At 59.9% G+C, this 14,812-nt stretch carries 15 protein-coding genes; 9 read left to right on the forward strand and 6 right to left on the reverse strand.

From position 1 onward, the window contains the following. Positions 1-121: 121 nt before the first annotated feature. From VL547_RS19510 to VL547_RS19525, 4 genes are read right to left on the reverse strand one after another with little or no spacing between them, the layout of a single operon-like run. A complete protein-coding gene (locus VL547_RS19510) occupies positions 122-664 on the reverse strand; it encodes a DUF4142 domain-containing protein (protein WP_325581058.1) in 543 nt (180 codons plus the stop codon). Positions 665-720: 56 nt separating this feature from the next. Next, on the reverse strand, positions 721-1,875 hold the full coding sequence (locus tag VL547_RS19515) for a DUF5009 domain-containing protein (RefSeq protein WP_325581060.1): 1,155 nt from the start codon (positions 1,873-1,875) through the stop codon (positions 721-723). Continuing rightward, complete coding sequence (locus VL547_RS19520; protein WP_325581062.1) at positions 1,872-2,858, reverse strand: phosphotransferase enzyme family protein; 987 nt, start codon at positions 2,856-2,858, stop codon at positions 1,872-1,874. The genes VL547_RS19515 and VL547_RS19520 overlap by 4 nt, the downstream gene beginning before the upstream one ends. Positions 2,859-2,916: 58 nt before the next feature. Then, positions 2,917-3,405, reverse strand: a complete 489-nt coding sequence (locus VL547_RS19525; RefSeq protein WP_325581064.1) for a DinB family protein — start codon at positions 3,403-3,405, stop codon at positions 2,917-2,919. A gap of 33 nt (positions 3,406-3,438) precedes the next feature. Here VL547_RS19525 and VL547_RS19530 point away from each other — a divergent pair, with 33 nt between their 5' ends. From VL547_RS19530 to VL547_RS19555, 6 genes are all read left to right on the forward strand, one after another. After that, positions 3,439-4,818, forward strand: coding sequence for a mercuric reductase (locus VL547_RS19530; protein ID WP_325581066.1), 1,380 nt, complete (start codon positions 3,439-3,441; stop codon positions 4,816-4,818). A 32-nt stretch (positions 4,819-4,850) separates the two neighbouring features. Then, positions 4,851-5,825: an ABC transporter ATP-binding protein gene (locus tag VL547_RS19535; protein ID WP_325581068.1), complete on the forward strand. Its 975-nt coding sequence runs from the start codon at positions 4,851-4,853 to the stop codon at positions 5,823-5,825. Further along, positions 5,825-7,396, forward strand: a complete 1,572-nt coding sequence (locus tag VL547_RS19540; RefSeq protein ID WP_325581070.1) for an ABC transporter permease/substrate-binding protein — start codon at positions 5,825-5,827, stop codon at positions 7,394-7,396. Before VL547_RS19535 ends, VL547_RS19540 begins: the two co-directional genes overlap by 1 nt. A 3-nt stretch (positions 7,397-7,399) precedes the next feature. Beyond that, complete coding sequence (gene egtB, locus VL547_RS19545; RefSeq protein WP_325581072.1) at positions 7,400-8,611, forward strand: ergothioneine biosynthesis protein EgtB; 1,212 nt, start codon at positions 7,400-7,402, stop codon at positions 8,609-8,611. Positions 8,612-8,660: 49 nt separating this feature from the next. After that, positions 8,661-9,647 carry an L-histidine N(alpha)-methyltransferase gene (locus VL547_RS19550; RefSeq protein WP_325581074.1) on the forward strand — a complete coding sequence of 329 codons (987 nt, stop codon included), beginning with the start codon at positions 8,661-8,663 and terminating at the stop codon, positions 9,645-9,647. 140 nt (positions 9,648-9,787) lie between these two features. Next, positions 9,788-10,168, forward strand: a complete 381-nt coding sequence (locus tag VL547_RS19555; RefSeq protein ID WP_325581076.1) for an STAS/SEC14 domain-containing protein — start codon at positions 9,788-9,790, stop codon at positions 10,166-10,168. Between the two features lie 7 nt (positions 10,169-10,175). Here the strand turns inward: VL547_RS19555 and VL547_RS19560 are convergent, their stop codons facing one another. Further along, on the reverse strand, positions 10,176-10,634 hold the full coding sequence (locus VL547_RS19560; protein WP_325581078.1) for an NUDIX domain-containing protein: 459 nt from the start codon (positions 10,632-10,634) through the stop codon (positions 10,176-10,178). 82 nt (positions 10,635-10,716) lie between these two features. Beyond that, complete coding sequence (locus VL547_RS19565) at positions 10,717-11,499, reverse strand: DUF481 domain-containing protein (RefSeq protein ID WP_325581080.1); 783 nt, start codon at positions 11,497-11,499, stop codon at positions 10,717-10,719. A gap of 135 nt (positions 11,500-11,634) precedes the next feature. On the opposite strand from VL547_RS19565, the gene VL547_RS19570 reads away from it, so the two are divergent. Genes VL547_RS19570 through VL547_RS19580 form a run of 3 tightly spaced genes read left to right on the forward strand, consistent with a single transcriptional unit; the run spans position 11,635 to position 14,800 of the window. Further along, entirely contained in the window at positions 11,635-12,726 is a 1,092-nt protein-coding gene (locus VL547_RS19570; RefSeq protein WP_325581082.1) for a class I SAM-dependent methyltransferase, read from the forward strand. 58 nt (positions 12,727-12,784) lie between these two features. Continuing rightward, on the forward strand, positions 12,785-13,822 hold the full coding sequence (locus VL547_RS19575) for a DNA topoisomerase IB (RefSeq protein ID WP_325581084.1): 1,038 nt from the start codon (positions 12,785-12,787) through the stop codon (positions 13,820-13,822). Positions 13,823-13,882: 60 nt separating this feature from the next. Beyond that, on the forward strand, positions 13,883-14,800 hold the full coding sequence (locus VL547_RS19580) for a KGG domain-containing protein (RefSeq protein ID WP_325581086.1): 918 nt from the start codon (positions 13,883-13,885) through the stop codon (positions 14,798-14,800). Positions 14,801-14,812 lie beyond the last annotated feature (12 nt).

Consider the following 14,812-nt stretch of genomic DNA (forward strand, 5'->3'; position numbering starts at 1 on the left):
TAAAGTAGAGGTATATACCGACGACGATGACGAGGTTCCTGATGACCGCCAGCGGGTCCGGGGATTTATCCATTCCCTTAAGATAGGGCGTCGCCGGCGCAAAAGGAACCGTAGAACTACGCTATTGCGGGTTCGTCTGCAGCACCGTATAAAGGCTATCCGCGGCCTGCAGGTGCATCTGCAGCTTTGGCAACGTCAGCGTCGCATACGTCTTGACGCCGGCGTCCATGCCGCTGTCGATCTCCGATTGGAAAAGCACAATGGCGGCTTGGTGGTCCCGGATCATCAGATGTATATAGGAGGTATCAAAGGTAGCGCCCGACATGCCGGTGAGGATCGTGTTGGCTGTCAGGTGGGTGGAGTCCGGTCCGCCGGGAAGCGTGACGTGCAGGCTGTCGGCCAGCGTCGCCAGCGTGGACTCGGCCGCGGTGTGGTCTGCGACGAGGGTCCCCGCAAAACCGGTGACGCCCAGGCTGGTGCTTTGGGTAACCGCCAGCTTACTGGAGGCGATTTCGTCCTGGTTCGCGTACGAGGCGGCTACCATGAAGTTGGCGTCGAAGGTCGACGCGGCGGGTGTGTTGTTGTTGCTGCTCTTACTACAGGCGGCAGCCAAAAAAGTGCTGAGGGCCAGTAACAGGTACGGCCGGGTCGGGTTGAATTTCATAATCGTTAGCGTTTTTAACTAACCCTTTTACAAAAGCCGTGCCCAGACACGTGGCATTATATCTTCAAGCGTAACCGCGCCTTTTCCAGCAAACCCGTGATCCACACGACCAGCGCGGCCGTCGCCAAGGACTTGATGAGACCACCGGTACCCTCCGCCAGCAACGGCGGGAACTTGAAGTGTACGAGCATATATAGCGAATACAACAGATATGGGACGAGGTAACACGTGAGCGTGCTCGTGCCCGCGGGTTTGAGCCACGCGAACCAGCGCGCCTTGTTTTCTTTGTCTACCAACCAGGTGAACAGGTCAAAGCACAGCACGCTGATGCCCATGCAGATCAACACCCAGGACGGCGTGTCGCGTATCTTGGAAATGCCGCCGAGGCCGCGGAGCGCGAAGCCCAGCGCGATCAGCAGGATGCCCGCGAGTACCGCGCCCGCAAAAAAACGGCGTCGCGGATGCCCGTTATACCACGCACCCGCCAGCACCCCGCCCATCGTCAGCGCCGGCATCGAACCGTTCCCCACCACCCATATATAAGGCTTGACATCGGAAAGGGCCTCCAGCCAGTGCGCGTGTACGGCGATGTTGAAGACCAGAAAAAAAATGCCGGCCGCCGCCAGCACCCACGCCTTGCCCTTGCACAGCAGGTAGATGCCCGCGCACAACAGGTACGACCAGCCGATCAGCCCCAGGATGCCCCACCAGTGCGGCGCCAGCGTGCCTTCCTTGCCCTTGTAGAGCAACGCCATGATCGCCAGCAGCATGATCCCCATCCATTGGATGGCGAGCCGGCGCTGACGCGACATCGTTTTGGGGAAGTCCAGCCAGATGGCGAAGAAACTAACGGTAACGGCTATTTCCCAAATCGGTTTGGACAACACAGCCTGTGTGGCGTCATAGCTTTCCAGGTTCACCTGGAAAAAACCCATGACGAGCAGCGCCAGCGCCCTCAGCAGTATGTGCGTCCAAAGGCGGCCCGGCGCATCACCCCGCTTGATCCGGTTCCCGATGGCAAACGGGATCGACAGACCGACGATAAACAAAAAGGCCGGGAAGATCGTGTCCGCGAACCCCAGCCCGTCGGTATCCCGGCCCACGTGCTTGATCCATTCCGGTACGCCCGGTATCGGGTCCAGGTCGTTGACAAAGATCATAAAGAACATAGTCAGGGCGCGAAAGACGTCGATCGATTGCAGTCTTCTCATGTTATCATTCTTTTTAAAGCCTCGACCCGCGGCCGGAGCGACCCGGTTTGCAGGTAGGGCAGGAATTGGTCGTGTGTCGTATGAAAACCCATATAAAACACCCAGAAGCCCAGCCTCAGGTGCGGTATTACGCCAAGCTCCCCTGCAGTCAGCGCGCGCTCGCCGGTATACCCCTCCAGGAACCCCGCGTAGATCGCGTCGGCAACCCCTCTTTCCATCCTCCGCGTAAAAACTTCCGTCTCTAAGTGCTGCCAATAGCTCATTATGTCATGTGCAAACCAGCCAAAACCCAAAAAATCGAAGTCGAAGAGGGTGGGGGCGTCGCCCGCATCGCGCCCCACGGGTCGCTCCGGGTAGTGGAAGTTCTTGGGCAAAAAGTCGAAGTGGATGTAGCCCTGCGGCAATTCGAGGGTCTCCAGCACCCTCGCCGTCCGTTCCGCGGCCTCCATCAACCAGGTGTGGCCTTCCGGATATTCGGAAAAAAAAGGCTTCACCGCCCGCAAAGGTCCGAAGAGCGTCGTTTCGAGGTCATACCTCCAACGACTGCCGTCGTAGACCCAGTCCTCGGTCACCTTGTGGAACTTTGCGACTTCGCGTCCGAGGCCGCGTGCCTGAGCCACGTCGGGTTGCGCCACGGAACGTCCCCCAGCGAACGTGAAGAGCGCTGCGTACCGGGGTCCTTCGATCGCGTCGAGCGTTTGCATATACAAGCCCTGACGGTCCGGGAGGGGATACGACACCGACACCCCGGCCTCCCACGCCGTCAGCAACACCTTCAGCTCGGTGGCGATCTGCGCCGGGCTGCGGTGGGTCGAGCGGTAGACACGAAGGATCGCCCTGCCTTCGGTGGATTCCACCAGGTAAGTATCACCCACGCCGCGGGAAATAAGCGCGCATCGCGGCCGGTCAAGTCCATATCGGGTGGCGGTCATCGCCGCCAGGGCGTCAGGGGCTAGCGTGGAGTAGGTGGCAGGGAAGGGCATGCGGTGAAGATACGAAAGGCGACGCGCGTTCGCTAAAGCGTGGCCCGGCGGCGCCGCTTTAGCCCTTCCAATTCCCCAGCAACCGCCGCATAACGATTATTTCCGCCGTGTGGTACGCATTGTGGTCGATGATTTGCAGCGCTTCCTGCAGGAGCGTCTGGCCGTCCCCGTGACGAAAGGGCGTGAAGAGGTCGGTATCGGGCTTTTCGAGGTGCCGGATAAACGTATCCCGGTCTTCCTCGAATTTCCGGAGGCTCTCCTTCCACACCCGATCCGAAGCGGGTCGGGGGTTGGCGGGCCAATAGCCCTCGGGCCAGGAGGGGGAGACGTGAGACGAGTCGATCGAGAACATGACCATGTCCCACTGGGTAATCCGGAGATGCTCGACCAGCTGCCAGATGCTATAGGGCAGTCCCTTTATCACCAGGCCCCGGTCGTCCTCGGGTAATCCGCGCAACGCTTTCTCGAGCGTAGCGTGCGCGTGGCTGGTCCGGAGGTTGTCGACCAGCGTCTTTGTCAATTCCGCGTTATTTTTTGTATCCATCATGATAGGCTTAATTTTGAAGAGGTAATTTACGATATGACACCTACTCATCACAATTGGGATGCCATTGTCGTCGGGTCCGGCCAGGCCGGCACCCCGCTGGCAAGGAAGCTGGCCAAAGCAGGATTAAACACCGTCATCTTTGAAAAAGAGCACGTTGGCGGTACCTGTGTCAACGAAGGCTGCACCCCCACCAAGACGATGATCGCCGACGCCAGGATAGCCCAAACCGTAAGGACGGCCGGCGACCGCGGCATCCATACCGAAGGGCTGACGATCGACCTGGCCGCCATCATCGCCCGCAAAAACCAAGTGGTTGATTCCGCCCGGACGTCCAACGAAAAGGGGCTGGTGATGCCCAACCTCACCCTCATCCGCGAGAACGCCGTCTTCACCGGAGAAAAGACACTTAGCGCGGGCGGCGCAACCCATACCGCCGACCGGATTTTTATCAATACCGGGTGCAGCCCCGTGATCCCGGCCCTGGACGGCCTGAAAGACATCCCATACCTCACCTCAAAGACCATCCTGGACATCCCGGTCGTCCCGCGGCACCTGATCGTGCTCGGCGGCGGCTATATCGCCCTCGAAATGGGCCAGCTGTTCCGCCGCCTGGGGAGCGAGGTCACGATCATAGAACGGGGCGCCGCGCTGATGGCCCGCGAAGACCAGGACATCCGCGACGCCATGCGGGACATACTGGAAGGGGAGGGGATACGGATCCTGCTGGGTACGTCCGTCGAACGGGTGTGGTCCGGCGCTGGGGTGGCCGATACCGCGGCGGTTACGTTGGAGACGTCCGCGGGCCCGGTCAGCGGCTCGCACCTCCTGGTCGCCACCGGCCGTGCCGCCGGGACCGCCGCGCTGGGCGTCGATAAAGCCGGCATCGCCGTCGACGCCCATGGCTTTATAAAAGTAAACGAATACCTCGAAACCAGCGTCCCTGGGGTCTACGCGCTGGGCGACGTCAAGGGTGGCCCCGCGTTTACCCATATTTCCTACAACGACTATGTCATCATAGCCGCTAATATTCTCCAGGGGCGACGGCTCTCCACCACGGACCGCCAGGTCCCCTATACCGTATTCACCGACCCGCAGCTGGGTCGCATCGGCCTCACCGAAACCGAGGCCCGCGCCCAGGGTCGCCCTATACAGGTGGCCACGCTACCCATGACCCACGTGGCCCGGGCCATCGAAACCGGGGACACCCGGGGGCTCATGAAGGCCGTCGTCGACACCGAGACCCGGCAAATCCTCGGCGCCGCGATCCTGGGCACGGAAGGCGGTGAAATCATGACCATCCTGCAGATGGCGATGACCGGGACCGTTACCTACGACCACCTCCGCGACATGGTGTTTGCCCACCCGTTATACGCGGAGTCGATCAATAATTTATTTCTTACCCTGGAACATTGATTTGCTAAATATATTAGTAAATTGGGCCGGTTATGATCAAACTCGAAGGCGTCACCAAATCATTCGCGCGGGTTAACGGTTCGCTGTCCGCGGCGCGACCCGCCGTGGACAACGTCTCCTTCGAGGTGGACGAGGGCGAAACCCTCGTCCTGCTGGGCACCAGCGGCAGCGGCAAGACGACCACCTTAAGGATGATCAACCGCCTCGTGGAGCCCAGCGGCGGCGCCATCACCATTCAGGGCCGGAATATCCAGGATGTTTCCCCGGAGACCCTGAGACGCGGCATGGGGTATGTACTCCAGGAGAGCGGTCTTTTTCCCCACTATACCGTGGCCGAGAATATCGCCGTGGTGCCGCGTCTGCTTCGTTGGGATGCCAGACGGATCGCCGACCGGACGACCGCCCTGCTTGAAAAGCTCAGCCTGCCCCCCGACCGCTACCGCGACGCCTATCCCTCGGAGCTCAGCGGCGGACAGGCGCAACGCGTCGGACTCGCCAGGGCTTTGGTCGCGGATCAGCCGATACTACTGATGGACGAGCCTTTTGGCGCCCTGGACCCCATCACCCGGGTGGACATCCGCAAAGACTTCAAATCCCTGAATTCGGTGAACAGACGAACCGTCATACTCGTGACCCACGACGTGGAGGAGGCCTTCGAGCTCGGCGACCGCGTCGTCCTGATGACGGAAGGCCGCATCGCCCAGTGGGGCAGCCCCGCCGACCTTTTATTCCGCCCCGCCAGCGACTTCGTCCGCGCTTTTTTTGAGAGCCAGCGGTTGGCGCTGGAGCTGGGGGTGGTGCGCGTGCGCGACGTGTGGGAGGCGCTGCCGCCTTCCGCGTCTGTCGCCGCCGCGCGCCCGCTGTCCGCCGACGCCCCCCTCCGGGAGGCCCTGGAGGCGACCTTGGCGGCGCCCGACGACCGCGTCGCCCTCACGCACGATGGCGCGACAAAAACGGTGGGCGCCGGAGATCTTTTCACCGCTTTTCACGCCTATAAAAATCGCTGATGCCCACGCAGACCTCCGGCTTTTTCGAATTTGTGCGCCAGCAGTATCCCAAGCTGCTGGAGCAAACCGTGGTACACATCGGGCTGACGTTTATCTCGCTGTTTTTCGCGATGGTCGCGGGCATTTCCCTGGGCATCCTCATCAGCCGGCAGCGGCGGCTTGCGGGCGGCGTGCTGGGCGTGGCCGGCGTCCTTCAAACCATTCCCTCGATCGCCCTGCTGGGCTTTATGATCCCGATCCTCGGTATCGGCGCCAAACCCGCCATCGCCGCGCTTTTCCTCTACGCGCTGCTACCGATCATCCGGAACACCTATACCGGGATCACCGGCGTCAACCCCATCGTGATGGACGCCGCCCGGGGCATGGGGATGCGGGGCGGTCAGATCCTTTTCCGCGTCCAGCTGCCGCTGGCCATGCCCGTTATCATGGCGGGTATCCGCACCGCCACTGTTATCAACGTCGGCGTCGCCACCCTGGCCGCCTATATAGCCGCGGGCGGTCTCGGCGAGTTCATCTTTGGCGGGATCGCCCTCAACAATACCAATATGATCCTCGCCGGCGCCATCCCCGCCGCACTCCTGGCGCTGGTACTGGACTGGCTGTTGTCGCTGCTCCAGCGCGTCCGGCTCAACCGCTGGCGAAGCTTCGTCTGGGCCGCGCCGCTGGCGGTGGTGCTGCTGTCCTCGTTTTATTTCCTGCCCGGCGCGGGCGACGGTAAGCTGCGCGCCGGCTTTACGCCCGAGTTCATGGGCCGCCGCGACGGTTACCTCGGGTTGCGCCAGGTGTACGGGCTGCGGTTACGCCCGCTCGTGATCAACGATAACATCATGTACAATGCCGTCGCCGAAAAGAAGCTCGACGTCATCAGCGGCAGCAGCACCGACGGGCGCGTCCGCGCCTTCCACCTGACGATCCTGCGCGACGACAAACACCTCTTCCCGCCATACTACGCCGCGCCCATTGTCCGCCAGGCGACATTAAAAGCCCATCCCGGGCTCGAGCGTGTGCTCGATACCCTGTCGGGGCTCATCAACGATAGTGTCATGACGGACCTCAACTATCGCGTGGACTTTCTCAAGGAGAGCCCGGAGGCCGTGGCGAAAGATTTTCTCGTGAGCAAGGGACTCTACCGCGTGCCCGGCGGCGCAGCCGAGCCCTCCGGCACGATCGTGATCGGCTCAAAAATCTTTGGCGACGGCTACATTCTCGCCAATATGTACAAATACCTCGTAGAGGGATTCACGTCGCTCCGCGCCGTCACCAAGACCGGCCTCGGCGGCACCATCATCTGTTTCAATGCCTTGCAGGCAGGGGAAATCGACCTCTACCCGGAATATACGGGCACGGGGCTGTTGGCCATACTGCATACGCCCGAAGCCACCGTGGACTCGATCGGCCCCGACCCGTCCAGGGTCTATGACTACGTTGGAACGGCTTTTGTGCAACGCTTTGGAATCAAATGGCTGAAACCTATAGGCTTCAACAACACCTATGCCCTGATGATGCGCGCGGACGAAGCCCGGAAGCTGCATCTCCAAACCATCACAGACCTCATCAAACAAACTTATTAAGCTATGAACCTATCGGATCAATACATACTCGTTCGGGAAAGGACCGAATCGATCTGCCGGCCGCTCGAGACCGAGGACTATGTCGTGCAGCCCATCGTCGACGTCAGCCCGCCCAAATGGCACCTGGGGCATACCAGCTGGTTTTTCGAAACCTTTATCCTCAAGCCGCACGTGGAGGGCTATACCGAGTTCAACCCCGACTATAATTTTGTCTTCAACAGCTATTACGAATCCGTAGGCGCCAGGGTGATCCGCACCGACAGGGGGAACCTCAGCCGGCCGACCGTCGCCGACGTCTACCGGTACCGCGCCCACGTAGACGAGGCGATGCGCAATTTCCTGAAGGACGAGCAGATGTCCGTCAACCTGCACGAGCTCGTGGTGCTGGGTTTCAACCACGAGGAGCAACACCAGGAATTGCTCTGCACCGACATCAAATATATCCTCGGGCATAACCCCCTGTTCCCCGCCTACGGCAAATCCATTTACGGCCCGGGTTACAGTGGCCGCAACGACGGGAAAACGGGCAGACTGCGCGTGATCGAATGGGTCTCCAACCCTGGCGGGGTGGCGGAGATCGGTCACGACGGAAAAGGTTTCTGTTTTGACAACGAGTTAAACCGCCACCGGGTCTATTTGCAGCCCTACGCTATCGCGCCGGGGCTGGTGACCAACAAGGAATACCTCGAATTTATCGAGGCCGGAGGGTACGAGGACTTTTGCTATTGGCACTCAGAAGGTTGGGACTGGGTAAACAAAAATAAGGTCAAAGCCCCGCTCTACTGGTACCACTTCGACGACGCCGGCGAAGCGCCGGATGCCGACGCGCCGGGCGAATGGATGTATTATTCCTGGCAGGGATTGCAATTGATCGAACCCAACGACCCCGTTTGTCACGTAAGTTATTACGAGGCCGCGGCCTATGCCTCCTGGAAGGGGGCCCGGCTCCCGACGGAGGCGGAATGGGAGGTCGCGTCGCCGGAGCTGGACTGGGGTAAACGGTGGGAATGGACGGAAAGCGCGTATTTGCCGTACCCCGGTTTTGTAAAGGCCCCCGGGGCGATAGGGGAATATAACGGTAAATTCATGATCAGCCAGATGGTCCTGAGGGGCGCCAGCGAAGTGACGCCGCCCGGACACAGCCGGCCGACCTACCGCAATTTTTTCCATCCCTCCGCCCGCTGGCAATTCACTGGCATAAGATTAGCTCGGTAAAAGATTCTGTCATCATTCGTCACCATCTGTCACGGTAAACGACTTGCGCATGCACACCTTTACGATCGTTCCACAGCGGAGCGCGCCGACGGCGGCTCCCTCCGACTTCCGCGAAGACATCCTCAAAGGCCTGACCGGAACCCCCAAAAGACTGGATTCCAAGTATTTCTATGATGCCGCGGGAGACCGGCTCTTCCAGGAGATCATGCAGGTCCCCGAGTACTACCTGACCGGCTGCGAAATGGACATTTTGTCCAACCAGACCCGGGACATCATCCGGGCCATCCGCGCCCATACCGGGGAATTCGACCTGGTAGAGCTGGGCGCGGGTGACGCCACCAAGACCCGCTTCCTGTTGCGGGACCTGCTGGATGAAGGCGTTGATTTTACCTATTTCCCTGTCGATATCTCCACCAACGTCATCCGCTCCCTGGAAGAATACCTGCCGATGGAGCTCCCGGCCCTGCGCTACAAGGGGCTCAACGGCGAATACTTCGACATGCTCCAGGCCGCGGGTGCGCTGAGCCGCAAACATAAGGTGGTGCTGCTCATGGGCGCCAACATCGGCAATTTCCACCCCGGCGAAGCTCTCCAGTTCTGCCAGGCCATCCGCAAGCAGCTCCAGCCGGGCGACCTGCTCCTTATCGGTTTTGACCTCAAAAAGGACCCGCATGTCATTTTGGACGCATACAACGACCGCCAAGGTGTCACAAAAGCCTTCAACCTGAATTTGTTGACACGGATCAACCGGGAGCTGAGCGCCACCTTCGACCTGGACGACTTCGAGCACTTTCCCACCTATGATCCCCTGACCGGGAGCTGCAAAAGCTATCTCTTTTCCCGCCGCGCCCACCGCGTATATATCGACGGCGTCCCCATCGATTTCCAGGAAAACGAACCGGTCTATATGGAGATCTCGCAGAAGTATAGCCTCCAGGAAGCGGACCGCATGGCGCTTTCCGCGGGGTTCTACCCAATAACGTCCTTTCAGGATAGCAGGCGCTGGTTCGCGGATTGCCTGTGGGGCGTGGAATAGCGCTCACCGCCGTCTCCACGCACCGCCGCCGTCCCCCGCGCCTCTGCTGCCCGCGCGCCCTTCGGTTATCCGCGTGCCCCAGCTGAGCGCCACGCGGCGCATGGAACGGTAGTTGCACTATCATGGGATAAATTACACCTATGATAGAGCAATTGCACGATACACCCGACAACGTCATCGCCTTTCGGGCGACCGGCGAAGTGACGAAGGAGGACTACGATCGCATCGTATTTCCCAAGGTGGACACGCAAACCGATGAACATAAACCATTGAACTACGTGTTTGTCGTCGACACGCCACTGAAGAATTTCACCGCGGCCGCCTGGATGCGGGACGCATGGCTGGGTTTGAAAGAAATCGCCCGGTGGCACCGTGTCGCCATCGTCTCCGACCAGGAAGGCGTCCGGAACTTCACCAATACGGTGGGTCATTTTGTCCCCGGGGAGTACAAAGGATTTCACACCAAAGACCTCACCGAGGCTATCGCCTGGGCTTCCGCCTGGGACAAGTCCGGCGCCTGACGGGCGCTCACGCCCCCAACCGCGACTCGAGCTCCACGATCAGCGCCGCTTGTGCCGCATTGATCTTGATCCTTGCCGTGGCGGCATCGAACCATCCCGCCCGGTCAACCTCCGGGAAAGATTGCCTGCGCCCGGACCGCGGCGGCCACTCGATCTCAAAAGTGTTGCTCACAATAGCCGAGGCGTCCATATCACCCTCGGCCGCCCATGCATGTACCGTCTTCCCGCCCTTCTGCCGTATGGCCGTAAGCGCGGCGAACGGCCCCGCTGGGCGGACGCCCGTCTCCTCGTAAAACTCCCTCACCGCCGCGTCCAGCGTTTCCTCGGAAAACGTGAATTCTCCCTTGGGAATCGTCCACGAACCGGCGTCCTTTTTTGTGAAAAACGGCCCCCCTGGGTGGACCAGGAAGACCTCCAATCCCCCGCGTATGCGATAGAGCAATATACCTGCGCTTTGTAGTGCCATAAAAATTTAGACCGGCCCGCGATGTGCGCCCGGGCGATGGCCTTCCCGCAATGTGCGCCCGGGCGATAGCCCATTTGCAAAATTAATGCGAAAGCGTCAACCCAAACGTAAGCAGCGAATTCTCCGTCCGCGTCCGCGTAAACCGGTTGAACGCATAGCTCGTAGTAAAGCTCAGCCAGCTGCGCAGCTTCACCGACGCCGCGGCATTCACCTTCATGATATAATCCGCGCTGTTCGACAACGCGTTCTGGTAATACCAGGTCGCGTCCAGCGACACCTTGTTCCAGACAACCCAGTGCCCCAGGACCCTGACCGAATTGCGGATCGTGGAATAGATATCCCGCTGGTAGACGCTGCCGTTAGGGCCGCCGTAGAGGCTGTCGTAAAGGTCGCCGTTCTCGTAAAGCAACCCGTCGCTGACGTTGAGGGTCGCCTTTTTCTTATCGATCAGGTTGTAGCCCGCGCCCGCGCCCGCCTGCTCCTGCCGGTTGATCAGCAGGGAATGGCTGGAGGTGTAATCCGCCAGCACCCAATAATATAATTTCGAGGGGTGCTCGTATACGTTGGCGTCCAGGGAGGTCGTAAAGTCATTGTTGGAAAGGATGTTAGCGGTCTCCCCATAGACATAGCTGCCCGTTAGGTTGATCGTCACGTCCCGGGTCACGATGCTGCCCTTGAAGTTGTTGCTGAACGTATACGATTTGATGCCGTTCGCGTTGCTGGCGATCCCGGTCGCGCTGAGGGCGCCGTGCAGCCTGGGCTTGACCGGGTGGTGCGAAGAATCCTCCGAGTAGATCATCGCATTGGCTACGATGAGCCTGTTGCCGTGCAGGTTATCGAAGTGATCCTGGGCTCGCGCGGTCAACGCAAGAAAAAAATACCAAATGGTTAGCAACGTTTTCACAGCCGCACTCAACGCAAAAAATATGCCCCGCGCCGCCGCCCGCCCCGGGCGCGATACGCGCCCCGCGCTCCGGCACCATTATGGTACGATCACCGTATGACCCTGGCAAACATCATCGCCGGCCGCATCCGCGGGCAAGGCCCCATCCGCTTTAAGGATTTTATGGAAATGGCGCTCTATCACCCGGAACTGGGTTACTACATGAGCCCTAACCAGCCCCTTGGCGCGGACGGCGACTACTATACCAGCCCGTACCTCACGCCGGCTGTCGGGTACGTAATCGGCCGGCAGCTGGAGCAGATGTGGAAACAGTTGGGCAAAAAACCCTTCACCGTTGTCGAATATGGCGCGGGTACGGGGATGCTTTGCAGGGATATACTCGAATACATACGGACAAACCCGGCTTTCCACAATGACCTCACCTACGTCATCATCGAAAAAAGCCCCGTCATGCGGACACGGGAGCGTGCCTTATTGGGCGCTGGTGTAGAATACGCAGACGATATAAAAAGCCTGGGACCGGTGGAGGGTTGCGTCTTTTCCAATGAATTGCTCGACAACCTGTCCGTTCACCTCGTCGAAACCGCGAGCGGCCTGCAAGAGGTTTGGGTGGATGTCGACAGCGCCGGCAACTTTATCGAATGCAGGCAAAAAGCCGAGCCCGCGCTATATGACTATTTCGAAGAGTCGAAAGTGGCGCTGCCGGAAGGGTACCGGACCGAAATCAACCTCGAGGCGAAAAGCTGGCTGAACGACGTGGCCGGCGCCTTGAAACGCGGCTGGTTGATGACCATAGACTACGGGTACACCGCCACGGAATATTTTTCCCCGGGGCGTATCCGTGGCACACTCATGTGTTACCACCGGCATACGGTGAGCGAAGACCCCTATCAAAAGGTGGGCGAGCAGGACATCACCGCGCACGTCAACTTCACGGACATCCACCGGTGGGGGCGGCGGTTGGGGCTCGAAACCGAGGGGTTGTTGCCGCAGCCCTGCTTCCTGCTCGGTCTCGGGATGGGCGAATACCTGGATAGAGGCAGCGTGCCGCCCCGGGTGAAGCATGCATTGTTGCTGGGCATGGGCGCCCGATTCAAGGTGCTCATCCAGAAAAAGGGGCTGCCCGGCAAAAGGTTGCCATTGCTGCGCGAGCCCCTTGTGGCAAGGAATATGTTGGAATGCTCATAAACCGGGCAGGTACCGCACCCAAACGGGAGGTATATCATCAATAGATAAGGAACGAAACATGGATGAAAAACTTCGATATGTCCGCCCCGGTGTCGCAGGCTATACCCGTGTCCGGCGCGCCAAGGGCTTTGTATACCGGGATGAAACGGGAAAGCCCTTAAAAGATCCGGAGACGTTGGACCGCATCAACAAGCTCGTCCTCCCGCCCGCCTGGACCGACGTCTGGATATGCCCCTGGCCAAACGGCCACCTGCAGGCAACCGGCGTCGACGCCATGGGCCGTAAACAATACCGGTACCATGTCACCTGGAATAAGACGCGGAGCGAAAAGAAGTTCCACCGGCTCCTTGAATTTGGGAAGCGTCTCCCAAGCATCCGTAAACGGCTGGAGGAAGACCTGAGCCGAAAGGAATTGGACCGGCGGAAAGTCATCGCCATCGCCCTTCGTACCATGGAAGAAACGCTGATTCGCGTGGGTAACGCCGTTTATGAGAAACTTTATGGTTCCTACGGCCTCACGACGCTACAGAACCGTCATTTATCCATCAATGGCGGAACGGCGCTGTTCACGTTCAAAGGCAAAAAAGGGGTAAGGCAGCGGATCGAGCTGAAGGAGAAGCACCTCGTTCGATTGCTCAAAAAGGTGATGGAAATACCCGGCCAGGAGCTCTTTCAATATATGGACGAGACGGGCCGCCACCTTCCCCTGGATTCGGGCGAAGTCAACGAATACATCAGAGAAGCGGCCGGCGAGGAATTTTCGTGCAAGGATTTTCGCACCTGGGCGGGATCGGTATACGCGTTACAACTTCTGGCCGGCGCCGAACCCGCCGCCTCCGCCGCCGAATGTAAACGCCAGATCGTCGAGGTCATCCGCCAGGTGTCCTGCAGATTGGGGAACACCGCCACGGTATGCAAGAAATATTATATCGATCCGCAATTATTAAACGCTTATGAAACAGGCTCGCTAAAGCCGTTTATGCTACGCCTGCGTGCGGGGAGCCACCGGAAAGGTACCGCCGGCGGACTGCACACGGAGGAAAAGGTATTTCTCGCTTTTTTACAAAGGCGTTCGCGCAACCTGGCACAGGCATAGCTTTTGTGGCCGCTTACCAAACGCTAACCGCGAATTCTTACACACCAAAAAATTTTACACATGCGCTACAATGATGAAAGGCGTGGATACGCCGATGTAGACCGTAACGACCGCGGCCGGTATGGTCAGGGCAGCCGTCAGAACCAATATGACCAGGGCGGCAGCCGCCAGAGCTACGGCGGCCGGGGTTACGGGGAAGAAGAGGACTACGATGACGACGACCGTTATGATGAAGACTATGGAGAGGACGACGAAGACGAGTACGATCAGCCCCGGGGCCGTTACGGGGACGAAGAGGAAGACTACGACGAGGATTATGACGAGGACGAGGACGAGGACGAGGAGGAAGACGAGTACGATCAGCCCCGGGGTCGCCGCTATGAGGAAGAAGAAGGGGGGTATGGCCGTCGCGGGGAAGAACGCTATGGCCGCCAGGAGAGCGGTCGTGGGGGCGGCCGGGGATTTGCATCCATGGATCGCGACACACAACGACGGATTGCCAGCGAAGGCGGACGCGCTTCTCACGAAAGGAGAGGCGCCTATGGTAACGACGAACGCGGCGGAGGACGCGGGCGGGAAGACGAGCGCGGTGGACGGCGTGGTAGCGCCGGCAGCCGTTCGGGCCGTAGCAGCCGCGGCGGTAGCCGCAGCCAGTCGCGCGACGCGCAAGGCCACTTCACAGGCCGTTCCTCTTCGAGCCGCACCGGCGGTAACGGGAGCAGCGGCAATCGCGGCGGGAACCGCAACCAGGCGCGCGACGCCCAGGGCCATTATGCCAGCCGCTCCGGCGGTAACGGCCGCTCCGACAGTAACAGCCGCACCGGGAGTAACAGCCGCTCCGGCAATAACAGCCGGTCCGGTAACAGTAGTCGAAACGGCAGCAGCCGCAACGGTAACCGCAACCAGGCGCGCGATGCCCAGGGCCACTTCACCAGCCGCTCCGGCCGGAATGGTTATGGCAGCCGCTCATCCCGATAGCGACGAGATCCG

Origin of the sequence: Dinghuibacter sp. (assembly GCF_035492835.1) — a bacterium.
In the GTDB taxonomy this organism is placed as follows: domain Bacteria; phylum Bacteroidota; class Bacteroidia; order Chitinophagales; family Chitinophagaceae; genus Dinghuibacter.

Coding starts and splice junctions, on each gene's coding strand:
- VL547_RS19570 (WP_325581082.1), top strand. CDS start 11,635: ATGACCCTGGCAAACATCATCGCCGGCCGCATCCGCGGGCAAGGCCCC.
- VL547_RS19575 (WP_325581084.1), top strand. CDS start 12,785: ATGGATGAAAAACTTCGATATGTCCGCCCCGGTGTCGCAGGCTATACC.
- VL547_RS19560 (WP_325581078.1), bottom strand. CDS start 10,634: ATGGCACTACAAAGCGCAGGTATATTGCTCTATCGCATACGCGGGGGA.
- VL547_RS19540 (WP_325581070.1), top strand. CDS start 5,825: ATGCCCACGCAGACCTCCGGCTTTTTCGAATTTGTGCGCCAGCAGTAT.
- egtB (WP_325581072.1), top strand. CDS start 7,400: ATGAACCTATCGGATCAATACATACTCGTTCGGGAAAGGACCGAATCG.
- VL547_RS19555 (WP_325581076.1), top strand. CDS start 9,788: ATGATAGAGCAATTGCACGATACACCCGACAACGTCATCGCCTTTCGG.
- VL547_RS19535 (WP_325581068.1), top strand. CDS start 4,851: ATGATCAAACTCGAAGGCGTCACCAAATCATTCGCGCGGGTTAACGGT.
- VL547_RS19510 (WP_325581058.1), bottom strand. CDS start 664: ATGAAATTCAACCCGACCCGGCCGTACCTGTTACTGGCCCTCAGCACT.
- VL547_RS19515 (WP_325581060.1), bottom strand. CDS start 1,875: ATGAGAAGACTGCAATCGATCGACGTCTTTCGCGCCCTGACTATGTTC.
- VL547_RS19520 (WP_325581062.1), bottom strand. CDS start 2,858: ATGCCCTTCCCTGCCACCTACTCCACGCTAGCCCCTGACGCCCTGGCG.
- VL547_RS19550 (WP_325581074.1), top strand. CDS start 8,661: ATGCACACCTTTACGATCGTTCCACAGCGGAGCGCGCCGACGGCGGCT.
- VL547_RS19530 (WP_325581066.1), top strand. CDS start 3,439: ATGACACCTACTCATCACAATTGGGATGCCATTGTCGTCGGGTCCGGC.
- VL547_RS19580 (WP_325581086.1), top strand. CDS start 13,883: ATGCGCTACAATGATGAAAGGCGTGGATACGCCGATGTAGACCGTAAC.
- VL547_RS19525 (WP_325581064.1), bottom strand. CDS start 3,405: ATGATGGATACAAAAAATAACGCGGAATTGACAAAGACGCTGGTCGAC.